Source organism: Microcella alkalica (genome assembly GCF_014137945.1).
GTDB classification, from domain to species: Bacteria; Actinomycetota; Actinomycetes; order Actinomycetales; family Microbacteriaceae; genus Microcella; species Microcella alkalica.
Map to the genome: position 1 here is coordinate 1 of NZ_JACGWX010000013.1, position 16,682 is coordinate 16,682.

Here is a 16,682-nt window from a genome sequence, read left to right on the forward strand (position 1 = left end):
TCCCTCTCGGCGACCCTCGATGAGGCCGTCCGCCTGACCGGCGACGAGCAGAAGGCCGCGTGGGGCGAGGCCTTCGACATCCTCGCGGAGCAGGCGGTGCTCTACCCCCTGTTCCACCGTCAGCTCCCCGCCGCGTGGGATGCCGAACGGCTCGTCGGCTTCGCTCCGGTCCCGACAACCGGACTGTCGTTCCTCGACGTCGGCGTCACGGACTAGGCACCTCCCCGGGGAGGGCGGCAGCGCCGTCCTCCCCGGGTCCCCTTCGCTGATCCGCTACCGGATCGCATCTGAAAGGAGTCGACGATGACTGCCACGTTCCAGCTGGTCGGGCGACGACTGCTCCAGCTCCCCGTGATGGTGCTGGGCATCACGTTCCTCGTCTTCGTCGTCATGTCTTTCTCGAAGGTCGACCCCGCGATCACCGCGCTCGGCGAGAGCTCCTCCCTCGAAGACCGCCAGGCCTACCGCGACGCCCTCGGACTCGACGACCCGCTGCTCGTCCGCTACATCGCGTTTCTCGGCGGTCTCCTCCAGGGCGACATCGGCACCTACTCGGCCCGCCAGCTCCCCGTGCTCGACGAGGTCGCACGCGCCTTCCCGATCACCATCCAGCTCACCTTCCTCGGCCTGCTCATCGCAGTCCTCGGCGCCACGCTCCTCGGCATCATCGCCGCGGTCTTCCGCGACCGCTGGCCCGACCAGCTCATCCGGCTCGTGTCTATTGCTTCGCTGTCGACCCCGTCCTTCTGGCTCGCCGTCCTGCTCATCCAGCTCTTCACGCTGCAGCTGAACGTCCTCCCGGCGTCCGGCGCCCTGCCGCCGCTCACGGAGGATCCGGGCGGCTGGCTCGCCCGCATGGCCCTCCCCGCACTGGCGCTCGCAGTGCCCGTGATCGGGCAGCTCTCCCGGGTGGTGCGCAGCGCGATGGTCGAGGAACTCGATCGCGACTACGTCCGCACCGCCCTCGGTGCTGGTGTGCCCCGCGTCATCGTGATCGGCCGCAACGTTCTCCGCAACGCGCTCATCACCCCCGTCACCGTGCTCGGCCTCCGCATCGGCTACCTCATCGGCGGCGCCGTCGTGATCGAGATCATCTTCGCCCTCCCCGGGATGGGCACGCTCATCCTCAACGGCGTGACGAACAACGAGCCGAACCTCGTGCAGGGCGTGACTCTCGTCGTGGCCCTCGCCTTCGTCGTGATCAACGTCATCGTCGACCTCCTCTACGTCCTCATCAACCCGCGCATCCGATCGGTATGACATGCGACGCTCACTGACTGAACGACTCTCCGCCCCCGGGCTCCGCCTCCGCGCCCTCCCGCTCGGATCCCGCATCGCCCTCGCGATTTTCGCCGTCGTCGCGCTCGCTGCGGTCTTCGCTCCCGTCCTCGCCCCATACGACCCTCTCGCGTCGGGCACCCCGGTGCTCCCGCCGAGCGCCGAGCACTGGTTCGGCACCGACCGCCAAGGCCGCGACATCCTCTCCCGGCTGATCCACGGTGCCCGGTACTCGCTCGTCATTGGACTCGCGGCGACGCTCGCGGCGCTCGCCGCGGCAGCAGTGCTCGGAACGATCGCCGCGACCGCCCCCCGCTGGATCTCCGAGACCCTCATGCGCGTTCTCGACATCGTCATGTCGTTCCCCGGCATCGCACTCGCCGCCGTGTTCGTCGCGGTGTTCGGCCAGTCGCTTTCGGTGCTCGTCTTCGTGATCGCGTTCCTCTACACGCCGCAGCTCACACGGATCGTCCGCGCGAACATCCTCGATCAGTACGGCGAGGACTACGTCTCGGCAGTCCGGGTCATGGGCGCCTCGACGCCGCGCATCATCGTGCGGCACGTCGCCCGCAACAGCATCGCGCCGGTGCTCGTCTTCTCGACCGTCCTCGTGGCCGACGCGATCGTGTTCGAGGCCTCGCTGTCGTTCATCCAGGCCGGAGTCCCCGACCCCGAGCCGTCGTGGGGCAACGTCATCGCCGCCGGCCGCAACCTGGTCATGAGCGGCTACTGGTGGGCGACCTTCTTCCCCGGCCTGCTGATCCTGATCACCGTCCTCTGCCTCAACATCCTCTCCGAGGGCATGACGGATGCGATGCTCGCCCCGCGCGCGAAGGGCTCCGGTCCCGAGTCCGCCGCGACCGGCATCGCGCCCGCCGAGACCGTCGAGGAGGTCGCCGAGGCCGCCGACGCCGCGCCCGGGAGCATCCCCGACGTCACCGCGGCCATCCCCGTGACGACCTCGGCAGTGCCGCTCGAGCGACGGCTGGAGGCCCTCCGCGTTCGGGAGCTTGAGCGCACCGACCGCCTCGCGCCCGTCCCCGATGCGCCCCCGCTGCTGGAGGTGCGCGATCTGTCGATCTCGTTCCCGCGCCACGGCGACGTCGACGTCGTCGACCGAGTGAGCTTCACCGTTCGGCCTTCCGAGACGATGGCGCTCGTCGGCGAGTCCGGCTGCGGCAAGTCGATCACCTCGCTCGCGATCATGGGCCTTCTCGACCCGCGTGCCCGAATCCGCGGCGAGGTGCTCTTCGACGGGCGCGACCTGCTGACGATGCCCGTCGCCGAACGCCAGGCGCTGCTCGGCCATGACCTCGCGATGGTCTACCAGGACGCCCTGAGTTCGCTCAACCCCGCGATGCTCATCCGGTCGCAGATGGCGCAGCTCACCTCGCGCGGCGGCACTCGCAGCGCCGAGGAGCTCCTCGAGCTCGTGGGCCTCGACCCGAAGCGCACGCTCGCGTCGTACCCGCACGAGCTCTCCGGAGGCCAGCGCCAGCGCGTACTCATCGCCATGGCTCTCACTCGCGACCCGCGTCTCGTGATCGCCGACGAGCCCACGACGGCGCTCGACGTGACCGTTCAGGCGCAGGTGATTGAGCTGCTCAACCGTCTCCGGGATGAGCTCGGCTTCGCCATGCTCTTCGTCTCGCACGACCTCGCGCTCGTCGCCGAGCTCGCGCACCGCATCACCGTCATGTACGCGGGCCAGGTTGTCGAGCAGGGCACTGCGACCGAGCTCCTGACCCAGCCGATGCACGAGTACACGCGCGGGCTGCTCGGCGCCGTGCTGTCGATCGAGGCCGGCTCCGGCCGCCTCCACCAGGTGCCCGGAGCGGTTCCGTCGCCGCGCGACTTCCCGACAGGCGACCGGTTCGCTCCGCGGTCGAGCGATCCGGGTCGGATGCGCGACGTCACGCCCGTGATGCTGCGGGTCGAGGGAACCGACCACTACTACGCCGCGCATCCCGACGATGCCCCCGCTCGACGTGAAGGAGCCCTCTCATGAGCAGCCTCGCCCCGCGAGATGACGGCCGTTCCGTCATCGAGCTCCGCGACGTCCGCGTCGAGTACCGCTCGCGCGCGTCCACGATCTTCCGCAAGCGCATCGTCACGGCGCTCGACGGGGTCTCGTTCACGGTACGCCGCGGGCAGACGCTCGGCATCGTCGGCGAGTCGGGCTCGGGGAAGTCGACGAGCGCGAAGGTGCTCATTGGCCTCGAGAAGCCCACGTCGGGCGAGGTCGTCATCGGCGACGAGGTGGTGCGTCGATTCACCGCCCCTGTCCGCCGGCGTCTCGGCCGCATCGTCTCCGTCGTCTTCCAGGACCCGGCGACCGCGCTCAACGCACGCATGCTCATCCGCGACGCCCTCATCGATCCGCTCGAGGTGCACCGCATCGGCAACCGCGCCGAGCGGGAGGAGCGCGTCCGGCGCCTCATCTCGATGGTCGGGCTCCCCACGTCGACCCTCGACGCTCTGCCCGGCCAGCTCTCGGGCGGGCAGCGGCAGCGCGTCGCGATCGCGCGCGCGCTCGCGCTCGAGCCGCAGGTGATCGTCGCCGACGAGCCGACTTCGGCGCTCGACGTCTCCGTCCGCGCGCAGATCCTCAACCTCCTCACCGATCTGAAGAACGAGCTCGGCCTCGGCATGGTGTTCATCTCCCACGACATCCAGACCGTCCGCTACCTCTCTGACGAGATCGCCGTGATGAACAAGGGCCGGATCGTCGAGTCGGGGCCCGCGGCCGCGGTCTTCGGCGCCCCCACCGACCCTTACACGCGAACGCTGCTCGCGGCCGCACCCTCCCTCCTCGCACCCTCCGTGCGCGCCTGACCGCGCCGCTCGATCCTCGATGAAAGACGCCCCATGACCCTCACCGCCTCCGCCCCTCGCCTCTTCTCCGGCGTCGTCCCTCCCGTCGTCACACCCCTCGCCAAGAACGGCGAGATCGACCACGCGAGCCTCGAGCGCTTCGTCGACTCGCTGGTCTCCGCCGGGGTCGACGGCCTCTTCGCGCTCGGCTCGACGGGCGAGACCGCCTACTTCACGGACGACGACCGGGTCGCCATCCTCCGCACGATCCTGTCGGCCGCCGATGGTCGCGTCCCGATCATCGCGGGGGCCATCGAGCTCACGGCGAGCCGCATCGCGCAGACCGCCGGCCGGCTGGCGCGTGCGGGGGCCGATGCAGTCGTCACGACCGCCCCGCTCTACGCCCTCAACAGCCCGGCCGAGACGGCTGACCACTTCCGTCGCATCGCGAGCGCGATCGACGTGCCCCTGTGGGCTTACGACGTGCCGGTGCGCGTCCACTCCAAGCTCTCGACCGACCTGCTCGTCGGGCTCGGCTCCGAGGGCGTGATCGCGGGGGTCAAGGACTCCTCCGGCGACGACGTCGGCTTCCGCCGCCTCATCGCCGCCAACGATGCTGCCGGGCACCCCCTCCAGGTGCTCACCGGCCACGAGGTCGTCGTCGACGCGATGGGCCTCGCCGGCGCGGACGGCGTCGTCCCCGGCCTCGCGAACGTGGATGCCGCGGGCTACGTCCGGCTCTGGGCGGCGGTCCGCAGCAGCGACTGGGCCACGGCTCGCGCCGAGCAGGAGCGCCTCAACCGCGTCTTCGAGATCGTCTTCCAGACCTCGGGCCTGAGCCCGGACGCCGCTGGCGTCGGCGCGTTCAAGGCCGCGATGGCGGCGCTCGGCCTCATCGACTCAGCGACCATGGCCTTCCCCGTGGCGGCGATCGAGGGCGAGGCGATCGAGCGCATCCGTGCCGTCCTCGCCTCGACCGGCCTGCTGGCGGTCACGGCGGTATGACCTCCGAGGCGGTGCTCGCCGTCGACATCGGCGGCACGAAGACGGCGGCGGCGCTCGTCGACCGCGACGGTTCGATCCTCGCGTCGTCGCTGGCCGCGACGCGCGCCGATGAAGGGCCGGATGCTGTGGTCTCCGTGATCGCGGACCTCGCGCAGCAGCTCCGCTCCGCCCTACCCGGCGCGCGCGCGCTTGGTATCGGCATCGGAACCGCGGGCGTGGTGGATGTCGCCGCGGGCCGCATCATCGGCTCGACCGACACCTTCCGCGACTGGACGGGCACGCCGCTCGCCGACCTCGTCGCCCAGCGGATGGGTGGCCTGCTCGGCGGCGACGGTCCCGTCGTCGTCGAGGTGCAGAACGACGTCGACGCCCACGCGCTGGGCGAGTCGCGGTACGGCGCCGCTCGCGGCGCCGCATCGGCCCTCGTCGTCGCCGTCGGGACGGGCGTCGGGGGGGCGATCGTGCTCGACGGGAGCGTCCACCGCGGCGCGCGGCACGTCGCCGGCGACATCGGGCACGTGCCCGTTCCCGGCGCGGAGCACCTCGCGTGCACGTGCGGGCGCTCCGGCCATCTCGAGGCGATCGGCTCCGGCCCCGGGGTGGTCGCTCACTTCGTCTCTCTCGGGGGAGAGCCCGCGATCCGCACGGCTCGCGGCGTCGCCGAGGCCGCCGAGCGCGGCGACGAGCGCGCGATCCGCGCCCTGGAGGGCTCGGCGACCGCGGTCGGCCGCGCCCTCGCGGGTGCCGCCGCTCTGCTCGACCCCGAGCGCGTCGTCCTGCTCGGCGGGGTCACCGGTGCCGGACCGCGGTGGTGGTCTGCCATGTCGGCGGGCTTCCTCGCCGAGCGCATCCACGCCCTCTCCGGGCTCGCTCCGGAGCCGGGGGAGCTCGGCGGCGACGCGGGCCTTCTCGGTGCGGCGTGGTCGGCGTGGGCGGCGCTCGAAAGGATCAGCTCATGAGCTCCGACATCATCGAGACTCTGCGCGGTGGTCTCATCGTCTCGTGCCAGGCCTACCCGGGCGAGCCCATGCGCGACCCGGAGACGATGGCGCGCATCGCCCGCGCGGCCGTGATCGGAGGAGCCCGCGCCGTGCGGCTGCAGGGCCCCGACGACATCGCCGCGGCACGCGACCTCGAGGTTCCCGTGATCGGGATCTGGAAGGACGGCGGCGACCCCGTCGTCATCACGCCGACGCTCGACCATGCGATCGCGGTCGCGGAGAGCGGTGCGTCGATCGTCGCGCTCGACGGCACGCGTCGGGCGCGCCCTGACGGCCGCACACTCGCCGCGACGATCGCGGAGCTCACGGCCCGGATCGATGTGCTCGTCATGGCCGACTGCGGCTCGCTCGACGACGCGCTCGCGGCCGAGGACGCCGGCGCCCACCTGCTCGGCACCACGCTCGCCGGCTACACGGGCGAGAGGCCTCGGACCGACTCGGTCGACCTCGAGCTCATCGAGCTCATCGTCGCCCGAAGTGATCGTCCGGTCGTCGCCGAGGGGCGGGTGCATTCGCCCGCCGACGCGGCCGCGGCGCTTCTCGCCGGCGCCCATGCCGTGTGCGCCGGAACGGCCATCACGCACCCCACGACGATCACGGGCTGGTTCGTCGAGGCCCTCGATCACGCGAGCTCGGACGGAGGTGCGACATGGAGGTCGTGATCGCCCCCGCCGCCGAGCTCGCCGAGCTCGCCGCGGACGCCATCGCCGAACTGCTCGACCGACGCCCTGAGGCCGTGCTCGGGCTTGCGACCGGCTCGTCGCCCCTCGGTATCTACGACGCGCTCGCGGAGCGCGTGGCGAGCGGGCGGACGAGCTTCGCGGCGGCGCACGGCTTCACCCTCGACGAGTACGTCGGGCTCCCCGCCGGGCACCCGTGCAGCTACGACGCGGTCATCCGCGCCGAGCTCGTCGATCGCGTCGACTTCGCGCCCGGCGCCGTCCGGGGTCCGGACGGGACCGCCGCGGACCTCCTCGCCGAGTGCTCCCGCTACGAAGCGGCCATCGCCGACGCCGGCGGCGTCGACCTGCAGATCCTCGGCATCGGCACCGACGGCCACATCGCCTTCAACGAGCCGGGCTCCTCGCTCGCCTCGCGCACCCGGGTCAAGACCCTCACCGAGCAGACCCGCCGCGACAACGCGCGCTTCTTCGACGGAGGACTGCCCGAGGTGCCCCGCCACTGCCTGACGCAGGGATTGGGCACGATCATGGAGGCCCGCCACGTGGTCCTCATCGCGCGCGGCGAGGCGAAGGCGGAGGCCGTGCGCCAGCTCGTCGAGGGTCCTATCTCCACCCGCTGGCCCGCAACCGTCCTGCAGCTCCACCCCCACGCGACCGTCCTCGTCGACGAGGGGGCGGCATCGGGGCTCGAACTCGCCTCGTACTTCCGCTGGACGTACGACAACAAGCCGGCGTGGCAGCGCCTGTGAGCCCGCTCCGGCGGGCTGCCGCTGCGCCTGCGCGGCGGGGGAGGACGGTGGTGGTCGCTTCCTCGCCGCGCGACCCTGAGTGAGCTCGGAGGACATGAGGCTCCGCGGGGCCGTGCCCGTCGCGCGGGGCCTTCGCCCGTCGCTCGACGCGCTCGCCCGTGAGCTGCCCACCGATCTCGTGACGACGGCGGACATCCTCGCCTACCGTCGCGCGGCCGCTCCTCGGGATGAGCCGGCGGCCGCAGTCGCCGCGCGACTCGGACTGAGACTCGAGGAGCGCGTCACCCGCGGCGGCGACCCCCTGACGATCCTGCGCGGTGATCGACCGCCTCGCGCGCGGGTCGTCTTCCTGCACGGGGGAGGCCTCGTCGCCGGCTCCCGACAGAGCGGCCTCGACGTCGTCGCGCGGCATGCCGCCGATCTCTCGCTCGAGGTGCTGTCGCTCGGGTACCCGCTCGCCCCCGAGGCGCGGCTCGACGCGATGGTGCGGTCCGTCCTCCGGGCGGTATCCGATGCGCGGGGCGAGGGTACGCCGGTCGTGCTCGCCGGGCAGAGCGGAGGAGGTGGGCTCGCGGCGGCCGCGATGCTCGCATGCCGCGACCGCGGGATCCCACTGGCCGGCCATCTGCTGATCCACCCGATGCTCGGCAGGGGCTCGGGCGCCTCGGCGCGGCAGTTCGCGGACGACCCCTCCTGGAGCGCGCGCAGCACGCTCACCGCATGGGATGCGGCCCTCGACGGCACGGCCGAGGTGACACCCGCCGAGCGCCGCGACCTCCAGGGTCTGCCGCCGACCTTCCTCGACGTCGGCTCGGCCGAGCTGTTCCGCGACGACGTCGTCGACTTCGCAGGGGCGCTGTGGGCGGCCGGCGGCCGGGCCGAGCTGCACGTCTGGTCGGGAGCCTTCCACGCCTCCGACTGCGTGGACGAGTCGGCGGCCGCATCGATCGCCGCGCACGCCGCCCGGCGCGACTGGCTCGCGCGGCTCCTCGACGGCGAGGTCTGAGTGCAGAGGATCGTCGTGATCCTCGACCGGAAGGGCTCCAGTCGCGTGAGCTCGGGTGAGGCGTCCCGTTGCGAGCAGGCTCAGGCTGCCGGGAGTCGCGGGTCTGCCGGACACGAAGCATCGTCGCTAGGAGCGTCGGCGGGGGGGCGCCCAGCGATCACGGCGAACCGACGCGAGGGATCGAGGCGGTCGAGGATCGCGTACGCCGTGTCGGCGAGTTGCGCGACCCCGGTCGGATCGAGTCCGCCGAGGATCAGAGATCGCACGCCGTCCTCGTAGGTCGGCCTGACGGCATCGACCATGCGGCGCCCGGCGTCGGTGAGGACCGCGTTCGTCGCGCGGCCGTCCTCTTCGCATGCGGCGCGAGTGATGAGCCCACGGCGCTCGAGGCCCGTCGCCACGCGGGAGAGCCGGGGCAGAGTGGCATTCGTCCGAGACGCGAGGACGCTCAGTCGGAGTCTGCCGAATTCCGCCTCGTCCAGCGCCTCGAGAAGCGTGTACTCGAAAGCGGTGAGATCGTGCCCCGCGAGGTGCCGATCGAGCGCCGTCGGGAGCAGTTCGAGAAGCGCGTGCAGCCGGGCGACCGCGACGCGCTCGTCGTGCTGGAGGGAGCTCATGTCCTGAGTATACGTGTTGGTTGCATCTACAACCAACAGCATATATAGTTGCACCTACAAGTAATGATCCGACCGGCGGGTCTTCAGACAGGGAGCATCATGACCACGTTCACCATCATCGGCACCGGCAGCATGGGCACAGCAGTCGGAGGCCTCCTGGAGTCCGGCGGCGCCCGCGTGGAGCGGGTGGCCCAGGAGGACCTGGCTACGGCGGTGATCACCGGTGACATCGTGGTCCTCGCTGTCCCCTATGGCGCGGTGGCCTCGATCATCGACGTCATCGGCGGACAGCTCGAGGGCCGGACCGTCGTCGACATCACCAACCCGCTCGACTTCGCGACCTTCGACTCGCTCGTCGTCCCGGTCGGCAGCTCGGCGGCCGCCGAGATCCAGGCGGCACTGCCATCCAGTGCCGTCCTCAAGGCGTTCAACACCACCTTCGCTGCGACACTCGAGACCCGTCGGATCGGTGAGCTCGACACCACGGTGCTGGTCGCAGGCGATGACCGCGCCGCCAAGGCCTCCCTCATCGCGGCGGTACAGGCCGGGGGGATCGCCGCGATCGACGCCGGCTCGCTCGCGCGCGCGCATGAGCTCGAGGCTCTCGGATTCCTGCAGCTCACCCTCGCCGCGGCGGAGTCGGTGCCGTGGACCGGTGGATTCGGCATCGTCCGATGACGACAGTGACAGCCACCGTCTCGGCCCACGAGCGCGTTCTCCATCCCTCCACGACCATGGGCGCGGTCACCCTGCACGTCGGTGATCTCGACGGCATGACCGAGTTCTATGCGAGCGCTCTTGCGCTCGACGTTCAGGTGGAGTCCGCTCAGGGTCGCGTCGCCCACAAAGTCCTCGGGCGAGGCTCGCTCCCGCTCGTCCGCCTCGTTCGAACCCCCGGACTGCCGCTGGTCGACCCGCGGAAGCCCGGTCTGTTCCACACCGCGTTCCTGCTGGAGGACCAGGCGAGCCTCGCCGCGACGGCGTTCCGCGCGTCACGGCACCCCCGCGGTCGCTTCGTCGGGTCGAGCGATCACCTCGTCAGCGAGGCGTTCTACTTCACCGATCCGGAGGGCAACGGGATCGAGCTCTACCGCGATCGGGACCGGAAGGAGTGGGTGCACCGGAACGGTCAGATCGAGATGGCGACGGCCTTCCTGGATCCGCGCGCCTATCTCGAGCAGCACCTCCGCTCGGAGGACGTCGAGGCCGGAAGCGCGCGGGCCGCGGCTGTGGGGCACGTGCATCTCCAGGTGGGCGACCTCGCGGTCGCACGGGAGTTCTACATCGACGTGCTCGGATTCGAGCTCACCCAGACCGGATACCCGGGGGCGCTCTTCGCTTCGGCGGGCGGGTATCACCATCACATCGCCATGAACACGTGGAACAGCAGGGGAGCCGGTCCACGCGCGGCGAGTCTCGGCCTCGGCGACGTATCCATCGCCGTCCCCGATCAGCAGGAGCTCGACGCCGTGGGCGCGCGACTTCGCGCGCGATCCCTCCCCTTCTCCAGCGACGGACGATCCCTGACCACGGCGGATCCCTGGGGAACCTCCGTGACGCTGGCGCTGCCGGACCCGTCGGCCGAGGAAGTGGCCGAGCGGTGAGTGCCCGACTGAGGGCGGTGCTCTCGCAGCATTGGGAGTCGAGTCGTACGGAGGGCCAGCCGGTTGCGATCTTCCTTCACGGATACGGGTCCCACGAGCAGGATCTCGTTAGCCTCGCCAGCGGCCTCGGCCTCCGGATGCCGTGGGCCTCGGTGCGCGCGCCGATCGATCTCGGCGCCGGGGCCGCCTGGTTCCGCATCGCGACGCCGGGCGATCCTGCGGAGGAGCCGGTGGCAGCGGCGACCGCCGCGCTGTGGGAGTGGCTCGACGCGAACGTGCCGCCGACTGCGCCGATCGTGCCGATCGGATTCTCGCAGGGCGGACTCATGACGACGCAGCTGCTGCGGACTCGGCCCGACAGGGTGCTTGCACCAGTGATCCTCGCAGGGTTCGTCCAGACCGCGGCGCAGATCGGCGATGCCGCACTCCAGAGAACGCGACCCTGCGCGTTGTGGGTCCGAGGGGATATGGATCGAGTCATCACGGACGCAGCGGTGCAGCGGACGGAGAACTTCCTCCGTCAGCACGCGACGGCACGCACCACGCTCGTGCCCGGCTTGGGGCATGGCATCTCGATCGCGGTGCTCGATGAGGTCCGAGACTTTCTGAGGGCGGTAGTCGGCGCCGGCGCGATCGCTCCGTGACGTGTCGGCCTGACCCGACTCGCCCAGATACAAGGAACCCCTAGCATTTCCTCTGCCGCCCGAGTATCGTGACTCCCGCCCACAAGGCGCCGCGCTCGCGAGAGCGCAGAACGAGGGAGTTCCCATGAGGATCATCGTCCTGATCAAGCACGTCCCCGACACCTGGGAGGAGCGCGTGCTCGACCCCGATACGGGGCGGCTCGACCGCTCCGCGAGCGAACGGGTCGTGGACGAGATCACCGAGCGGGCCCTCGAGGCCGCGCTCACGCTCAAGGACCGCGACAAGTCGATCGAGGTCGTCGCACTCACGATGGGTCCGAGCGAATCGACGGGCGCGATCAAGAAGGCGCTCTCCATGGGAGCCGATTCGGGCATCCACCTCGTCGACGACGCTCTCGCAGGGGCCGACGCGATGACGACCGCCGCGACCCTCGCCGCCGCGCTGCGCGACGCGGGCGCCGACCTCATCATCGCCGGCAACGAGTCGACCGACGGGCGCGGCGGCATGATCCCCGCGATGATCGCCGAGCACCTGGGCCTGCCCGCCCTGACCTTCGTGAGCGAGCTCGCGATCGAGGGCGACCGCGTGCGCGGGGAGCGCGCGACCGAGACCGCGACGAGCGTCGTGAGCGCCCCGCTGCCGGCGATCGTGTCGATCACCGAGGGGATGCCCGAGCCGAGATTCCCGTCATTCAAGGGCATCATGGGCGCGAAGAAGAAGCCCGTCGCCTCCCACTCGCTCGCCGACCTCGAGCCCGCGCTCGCCGGGTCGCGCTCGAGCGCCTCCTCCGTCGTGCTGACCTGCGAGCAGCGCCCCGGCCGCACCGGAGCCGACCCCATCGTCGACGAGGGCGACGCGGGCACGCAGCTCGCGACGTTCTTGATCGAACGCCGCCTCGCTGGCCAGCGACTCGTCTAGGAGCCAGTCATGACCACCGCACTCGTCCACATCGAGCTCACCGCCGACGGCGCTCCCGCCGACTCGGCCGCTGGACTGCTCGGCGCCGCCGCCGCTCTCGGCGACCCCGTCGCCGCAGTGACCGTGGCGCCGGGCACCGACACCGCCGATCTCGCCACCGCGCTCGGCTCGCTCGGTGCCGCGCGCGTCCTCGTCGCCGAGACGCCCGAGGTCGACTCGGTCATCGCGACCCCGCACGTCTCGGCGCTCGCGGCCGCGATCGAGCGCGAGCAGCCCGGCGTCGTGCTGCTCGCCCACTCGATCGAGAGCCGCGACGTCGCCGGGCGCCTCGCCGTCCGCGTCGGCGGCGCACTCGCGTGGGACGCGGTCGACATCGCGCTCGACGACGACCGCGTCGTCGCGAGCCACTCGGTCTTCGGCGGGGCGTACTCCACGACCTCCGCGGTCGAGGGCGGGCTGCCGATCGTCACCGTGCGGCAGGGTGCGATCGATGCGCGCGCCGCCGCGGTCGACGCCCCCGCGGTCGAGACGCTGACCGTCGAGGTCACGGGTGCCGCCGCCACGATCGAGTCGTCGACCCCCGTGCGCCCCTCCGGCCGCCCTGAGCTGCGCACCGCGAAGGTCGTCGTCGCGGGCGGTCGCGGGCTCGGCTCGCCCGAGAGGTTCGCCCTCGTCGAGCAGCTCGCCGACGCGCTCGGCGGCGCCGTCGGGGCCTCGCGCGCCGCCGTCGACGCGGGCTACATCGAGCACGCGGCGCAGGTCGGCCAGACCGGCACGACGGTCGCGCCCGACCTCTACATCGCCCTCGGCATCTCCGGCGCGATCCAGCACAAGGCCGGCATGCAGACGGCGAAGACGATCGTCGCGATCAACACGGATGCCTCGGCGCCGATCTTCGAGGTCGCCGACTTCGGCATCGTGGGCGACGTGTTCCAGGTCGTGCCTCAGCTGCTGTCGGCCCTCGAGTCGCGGAGGTAGGCGAGCATGAGCGCCACCCAGGGCCGCGCGCCGCGCATTCCGAAGAAGCTCGTGGTGAGCATCCTCATCGCCCTCGTCGGCCTCGCCCTGCTCGTCATCGCCGCCCGCGCGCTGCGCGAGCTGCCCGCCGTGCAGGAGCTCATCGCTCGCTACCCCGGCGAGACCGAGCTGCCCGAGGGCGCGCCGGTCGGGCTGCCCGTGTGGCTCAACGCGACGCACTTCCTGTCGAGCCTGTTCCTGCTGCTGATCATCCGCACCGGGTGGCAGGTGCGCACCGCGAAGCGCCCCGCCGGGCACTGGACGCGCAACAACTCCGGCCCCCTGCGCACCAAGAACCCGCCGAGGAAGATCACGCTCGAGCTGTGGCTGCACCTGACCCTTGACGCGCTGCTGGTGCTCAACGGCATCGTCTTCCTCGTGCTCGCCTTCGCGACCGGGCACTGGGTGCGCATCGTGCCGACCACGTGGGAGGTCGTGCCGAACGCCGCCTCCGCGCTGCTGCAGTACCTCTCTCTGAACTGGCCCGTCGAGAACGGCTGGGTCAACTACAACAGCCTCCAGCAGCTGAGCTACTTCGCGATCGTCTTCGTCGTCACGCCGCTCGCCATCATCACGGGCCTCCGGATGTCCGGGGCGTGGCCCGCGAACGCGCCTCGCCTCAATCGCGCCTTCCCCATCGAGTGGGCGCGCGCGGTGCACTTCCCGGTCATGCTCGTCTTCCTGGCGTTCATCGTCGTCCATGTCGCCCTCGTGCTCTCGACGGGCGCCCTGCGCAATCTCAACCACATGTACGCCGGGCGCGACGACGATTCGTGGGTCGGGTTCGGCGTCTTCGCCGGCTCGATCGTCGTCATGGTCGCCGCGTGGTTCCTCACCAGGCCCGTCTTCCTGCGACCCGTCGCCTCCCTCACCGGAAAGGTCACCCGATGACCCTGCTCAACGACGCCCCCATGGCGGCGCCCGCCCACGGCCTGAGCGACGAGCAGCAGGCGCTCGTCGAGATGGTGCGCGACTTCGCCCAGCAGGAGCTCGAGCCCCACGCCATCGCGTGGGATCGCGAGAAGCACTTCCCGCTCGACGTGCTGCACGCCGCCGGTGAGCTGGGCTTCGGCGGCATCTACGTCCAGGAGGACGTCGGCGGCGCCGAGCTCACGCGCGCCGACGCCGCCCTCATCTTCGAGGAGCTCGCCAAGGGCGACGTCACGATCGCCGCCTACGTCTCCATCCACAACATGGTCGCCTGGATGATCGACACCTTCGGCGACGACGACCAGCGCGAGCGCTGGGTGCCGAAGCTCGCGAGCATGGAGCACCTCGGAAGCTACTGCCTCACCGAGCCCGACGCGGGCTCCGACGCCGGAGCCCTCGCCACACGCGCCGTGCGCGACGGCGACGACTACGTCCTCACCGGTGTGAAGCAGTTCATCTCCGGCGCGGGCAGCACCCATGTCTACATCGTCATGGCCCGCACGGGCGAGGCGGGGCCGGCAGGCATCACGGCGTTCATCGTTCCGGCCGACGCCCCCGGGCTCTCGTTCGGGCCCAACGAGGTCAAGATGGGCTGGAACGCCCAGCCCACGCGCCCCGTCATCCTCGACGGTGTGCGCGTGCCCGCCGCCGACCGGCTGGGTGACGAGGGCGAGGGCTTCTCGATGGCGATGAAGGCGCTCAACGGCGGTCGCCTCAACATCGCCGCGTGCTCGCTCGGCGGCGCGCAGTGGGCCCTCGACCGCGCGGTGCGGCACATCTCGACCCGGCACGCATTCGGGGCGCCGCTGTCGAGCCAGCAGTCGCTCGTGTTCACGATCGCCGACATGGAGACGGAACTGCAGGCCGCCCGCCTGCTCCTCCGCAGCGCCGCGCAGTCGATCGACAGCGGGCATCCCGACGTCGCCGCGCACTGCGCGATGGCGAAGCGATTCGCGACCGACGTCGCCTTCACGGCCGCGAACGCCGCCCTGCAGCTGCACGGCGGCTACGGCTACCTCGCCGAGTACGGTATCGAGAAGGTCGTGCGCGACCTCCGCGTGCACCAGATCCTGGAGGGCACGAACGAGATCATGAAGCTCATCATCGGCCGCAGCGTGCTCGAGAAGGTCTCGTGAGCGAGCCGGAGCTGCGTGTCGAGGTGCGCGGCTCGCTCGGGCTGCTGACCCTCAACCGACCGAAGGCGCTCAACGCGCTCACGCAGGGCATGGTCGTCATGATGCGCGGCGCACTCGACGAGTGGGCGGCACGCGACGACGTACTCGCCGTCGCCGTCGTCGGCGCGGGCGAGCGCGGTCTGTGCGCGGGCGGCGACATCGTCTCCCTGCACGCCGACGCGCGCCCCGGCGGAGGAGCCGCAGCGGCCGCCTTCTGGGGCGACGAGTACCGCCTCAACGCCGCGATCGCCCGCTACCCGAAGCCCTACATCGCCCTCATGGACGGCATCGTGCTCGGCGGCGGCGTCGGCATCTCGGCGCACGGCTCGCACCGCGTGGTGACCGAGCGCTCGCGCATCGGCATGCCCGAGACCGGCATCGGCTTCATCCCCGACGTCGGCGGCACCTGGCTGCTGTCGCACGCACCCGGCCAGCTCGGCACCCACCTCGCCCTCACGGGCGCGATGATCGGGCCTGACGATGCGATCGCCGTCGGGCTCGCCGACGTGCGCGTGCCGAGCCGCAACCTCGGCGAGCTCGTCGCCGCGCTGGGGCTGCGCGACCCGGCCGTCGAGAGCGACGCGACGGCCGCGGTGGACGCGACGATCGCCGAGTTCGCCGAGCCGGCGGGCGCGGGCTCGCTCGCCGACGAGCGCGCGTGGATCGATGCCGCGTACGCCGGAGACGACGCGGGCGTCATGATCGAGCGGATGCGGGCATCCGGTCACGAGGCGGCGCTCGCCGCCGCTGACGCTCTCGCCGCCCGCTCGCCCAGCGCGATCGCGGTGACGCTGGCCGCGCTGCGCCGCTCCGCGCGCGCGGGGTCGCTCGAGGAGGCGCTCGCGCTCGAGTTCCGCGCCGCGCTGCGCGCGCTCGCGGCGCCCGACTTCGCCGAGGGCGTGCGCGCGCAGGTCATCGATAAGGACCGCTCGCCGCGGTGGAGCCCGCCGACGCTCGCCGAGGTCGGTCCGGCCGCGGTCGAGGCGGCGCTCGCCCCGCTCGATGAGGCGGAGCGGGTCAGATTCGGCACGGGGGAGTGGGAGGCGGTATGAACCAGCAGGGAGCATCCGGCGCGGTCGGCGAGACGGCGAGCGGTCCGGCGGCCGCGGGTCCGGTCGCGTTCATCGGGCTCGGGCACATGGGAGCGCCGATGGCGGCGAACCTCGCGCGCGCGGGCGTCGACGTGCGTGGCTTCGACCTCTCGGCCGAGGCCGTCGCCCACGCGCGCGAGGCCGGCGTG

General features: G+C 71.7%; 18 protein-coding genes and 1 pseudogene. 18 read left to right on the forward strand and 1 reads right to left on the reverse strand.

Annotation, left to right across the window (positions count from 1 at the left end; all coding sequences use genetic code 11):
• The 9 genes and pseudogenes from FHX53_RS13320 to FHX53_RS13360 form a co-directional block, all read left to right on the forward strand.
• Nucleotides 1–216 (forward strand): annotated as a pseudogene (locus FHX53_RS13320) (ABC transporter substrate-binding protein); the annotation flags it as partial.
• A gap of 87 nt (nt 217–303) precedes the next feature.
• Complete coding sequence (locus FHX53_RS13325; RefSeq protein WP_182491516.1) at nt 304–1,260, forward strand: ABC transporter permease; 957 nt, start codon at nt 304–306, stop codon at nt 1,258–1,260.
• Between the two features lies 1 nt (nt 1,261).
• A complete protein-coding gene (locus tag FHX53_RS13330; protein WP_182491896.1) occupies nt 1,262–3,286 on the forward strand; it encodes a dipeptide/oligopeptide/nickel ABC transporter permease/ATP-binding protein in 2,025 nt (674 codons plus the stop codon).
• Nucleotides 3,283–4,113 carry an ABC transporter ATP-binding protein gene (locus FHX53_RS13335; protein WP_182491897.1) on the forward strand — a complete coding sequence of 277 codons (831 nt, stop codon included), beginning with the start codon at nt 3,283–3,285 and terminating at the stop codon, nt 4,111–4,113. Before FHX53_RS13330 ends, FHX53_RS13335 begins: the two co-directional genes overlap by 4 nt.
• A gap of 33 nt (nt 4,114–4,146) precedes the next feature.
• A complete protein-coding gene (locus FHX53_RS13340) occupies nt 4,147–5,097 on the forward strand; it encodes a dihydrodipicolinate synthase family protein (RefSeq protein ID WP_182491898.1) in 951 nt (316 codons plus the stop codon).
• On the forward strand, nt 5,094–6,056 hold the full coding sequence (locus tag FHX53_RS13345) for an ROK family protein (RefSeq protein ID WP_182491899.1): 963 nt from the start codon (nt 5,094–5,096) through the stop codon (nt 6,054–6,056). The genes FHX53_RS13340 and FHX53_RS13345 overlap by 4 nt, the downstream gene beginning before the upstream one ends.
• Nucleotides 6,053–6,760, forward strand: a complete 708-nt coding sequence (locus FHX53_RS13350; protein WP_182491900.1) for an N-acetylmannosamine-6-phosphate 2-epimerase — start codon at nt 6,053–6,055, stop codon at nt 6,758–6,760. The genes FHX53_RS13345 and FHX53_RS13350 overlap by 4 nt, the downstream gene beginning before the upstream one ends.
• Entirely contained in the window at nt 6,748–7,530 is a 783-nt protein-coding gene (gene nagB / locus FHX53_RS13355) for a glucosamine-6-phosphate deaminase (protein ID WP_182491901.1), read from the forward strand. The genes FHX53_RS13350 and nagB overlap by 13 nt, the downstream gene beginning before the upstream one ends.
• Nucleotides 7,531–7,624: 94 nt before the next feature.
• Nucleotides 7,625–8,536 (forward strand): alpha/beta hydrolase fold domain-containing protein, encoded by a 912-nt coding sequence (locus FHX53_RS13360; protein WP_182491902.1) that lies wholly within the window; start codon nt 7,625–7,627, stop codon nt 8,534–8,536.
• 80 nt (nt 8,537–8,616) lie between these two features.
• Here the strand turns inward: FHX53_RS13360 and FHX53_RS13365 are convergent, their stop codons facing one another.
• Nucleotides 8,617–9,153 (reverse strand): MarR family winged helix-turn-helix transcriptional regulator, encoded by a 537-nt coding sequence (locus FHX53_RS13365; RefSeq protein ID WP_182491903.1) that lies wholly within the window; start codon nt 9,151–9,153, stop codon nt 8,617–8,619.
• Nucleotides 9,154–9,252: 99 nt separating this feature from the next.
• On the opposite strand from FHX53_RS13365, the gene FHX53_RS13370 reads away from it, so the two are divergent.
• The 9 genes from FHX53_RS13370 to FHX53_RS13410 form a co-directional block, all read left to right on the forward strand.
• Nucleotides 9,253–9,831, forward strand: a complete 579-nt coding sequence (locus FHX53_RS13370; RefSeq protein ID WP_182491904.1) for an NADPH-dependent F420 reductase — start codon at nt 9,253–9,255, stop codon at nt 9,829–9,831.
• Nucleotides 9,828–10,757 carry a VOC family protein gene (locus FHX53_RS13375; protein WP_182491905.1) on the forward strand — a complete coding sequence of 310 codons (930 nt, stop codon included), beginning with the start codon at nt 9,828–9,830 and terminating at the stop codon, nt 10,755–10,757. Before FHX53_RS13370 ends, FHX53_RS13375 begins: the two co-directional genes overlap by 4 nt.
• Complete coding sequence (locus FHX53_RS13380; protein WP_182491906.1) at nt 10,754–11,401, forward strand: alpha/beta hydrolase; 648 nt, start codon at nt 10,754–10,756, stop codon at nt 11,399–11,401. Before FHX53_RS13375 ends, FHX53_RS13380 begins: the two co-directional genes overlap by 4 nt.
• Before the next feature lie 124 nt (nt 11,402–11,525).
• Nucleotides 11,526–12,320, forward strand: coding sequence for an electron transfer flavoprotein subunit beta/FixA family protein (locus FHX53_RS13385; protein WP_182491907.1), 795 nt, complete (start codon nt 11,526–11,528; stop codon nt 12,318–12,320).
• Between the two features lie 9 nt (nt 12,321–12,329).
• The gene (locus tag FHX53_RS13390) at nt 12,330–13,298 is read left to right on the forward strand and encodes an electron transfer flavoprotein subunit alpha/FixB family protein (protein WP_182491908.1); all 969 of its coding nucleotides are present in this window, start codon (nt 12,330–12,332) and stop codon (nt 13,296–13,298) included.
• A gap of 6 nt (nt 13,299–13,304) precedes the next feature.
• Complete coding sequence (locus tag FHX53_RS13395) at nt 13,305–14,228, forward strand: cytochrome b/b6 domain-containing protein (RefSeq protein ID WP_182491909.1); 924 nt, start codon at nt 13,305–13,307, stop codon at nt 14,226–14,228.
• Entirely contained in the window at nt 14,225–15,403 is a 1,179-nt protein-coding gene (locus tag FHX53_RS13400) for an acyl-CoA dehydrogenase family protein (RefSeq protein ID WP_246335741.1), read from the forward strand. Before FHX53_RS13395 ends, FHX53_RS13400 begins: the two co-directional genes overlap by 4 nt.
• Nucleotides 15,400–16,494 (forward strand): 3-hydroxyisobutyryl-CoA hydrolase, encoded by a 1,095-nt coding sequence (locus FHX53_RS13405; protein ID WP_182491910.1) that lies wholly within the window; start codon nt 15,400–15,402, stop codon nt 16,492–16,494. The genes FHX53_RS13400 and FHX53_RS13405 overlap by 4 nt, the downstream gene beginning before the upstream one ends.
• On the forward strand, nt 16,491–16,682 hold a 192-nt coding region (locus FHX53_RS13410; protein ID WP_246335742.1), incomplete at its 3' end, for an NAD(P)-binding domain-containing protein. The genes FHX53_RS13405 and FHX53_RS13410, both read left to right, overlap by 4 nt.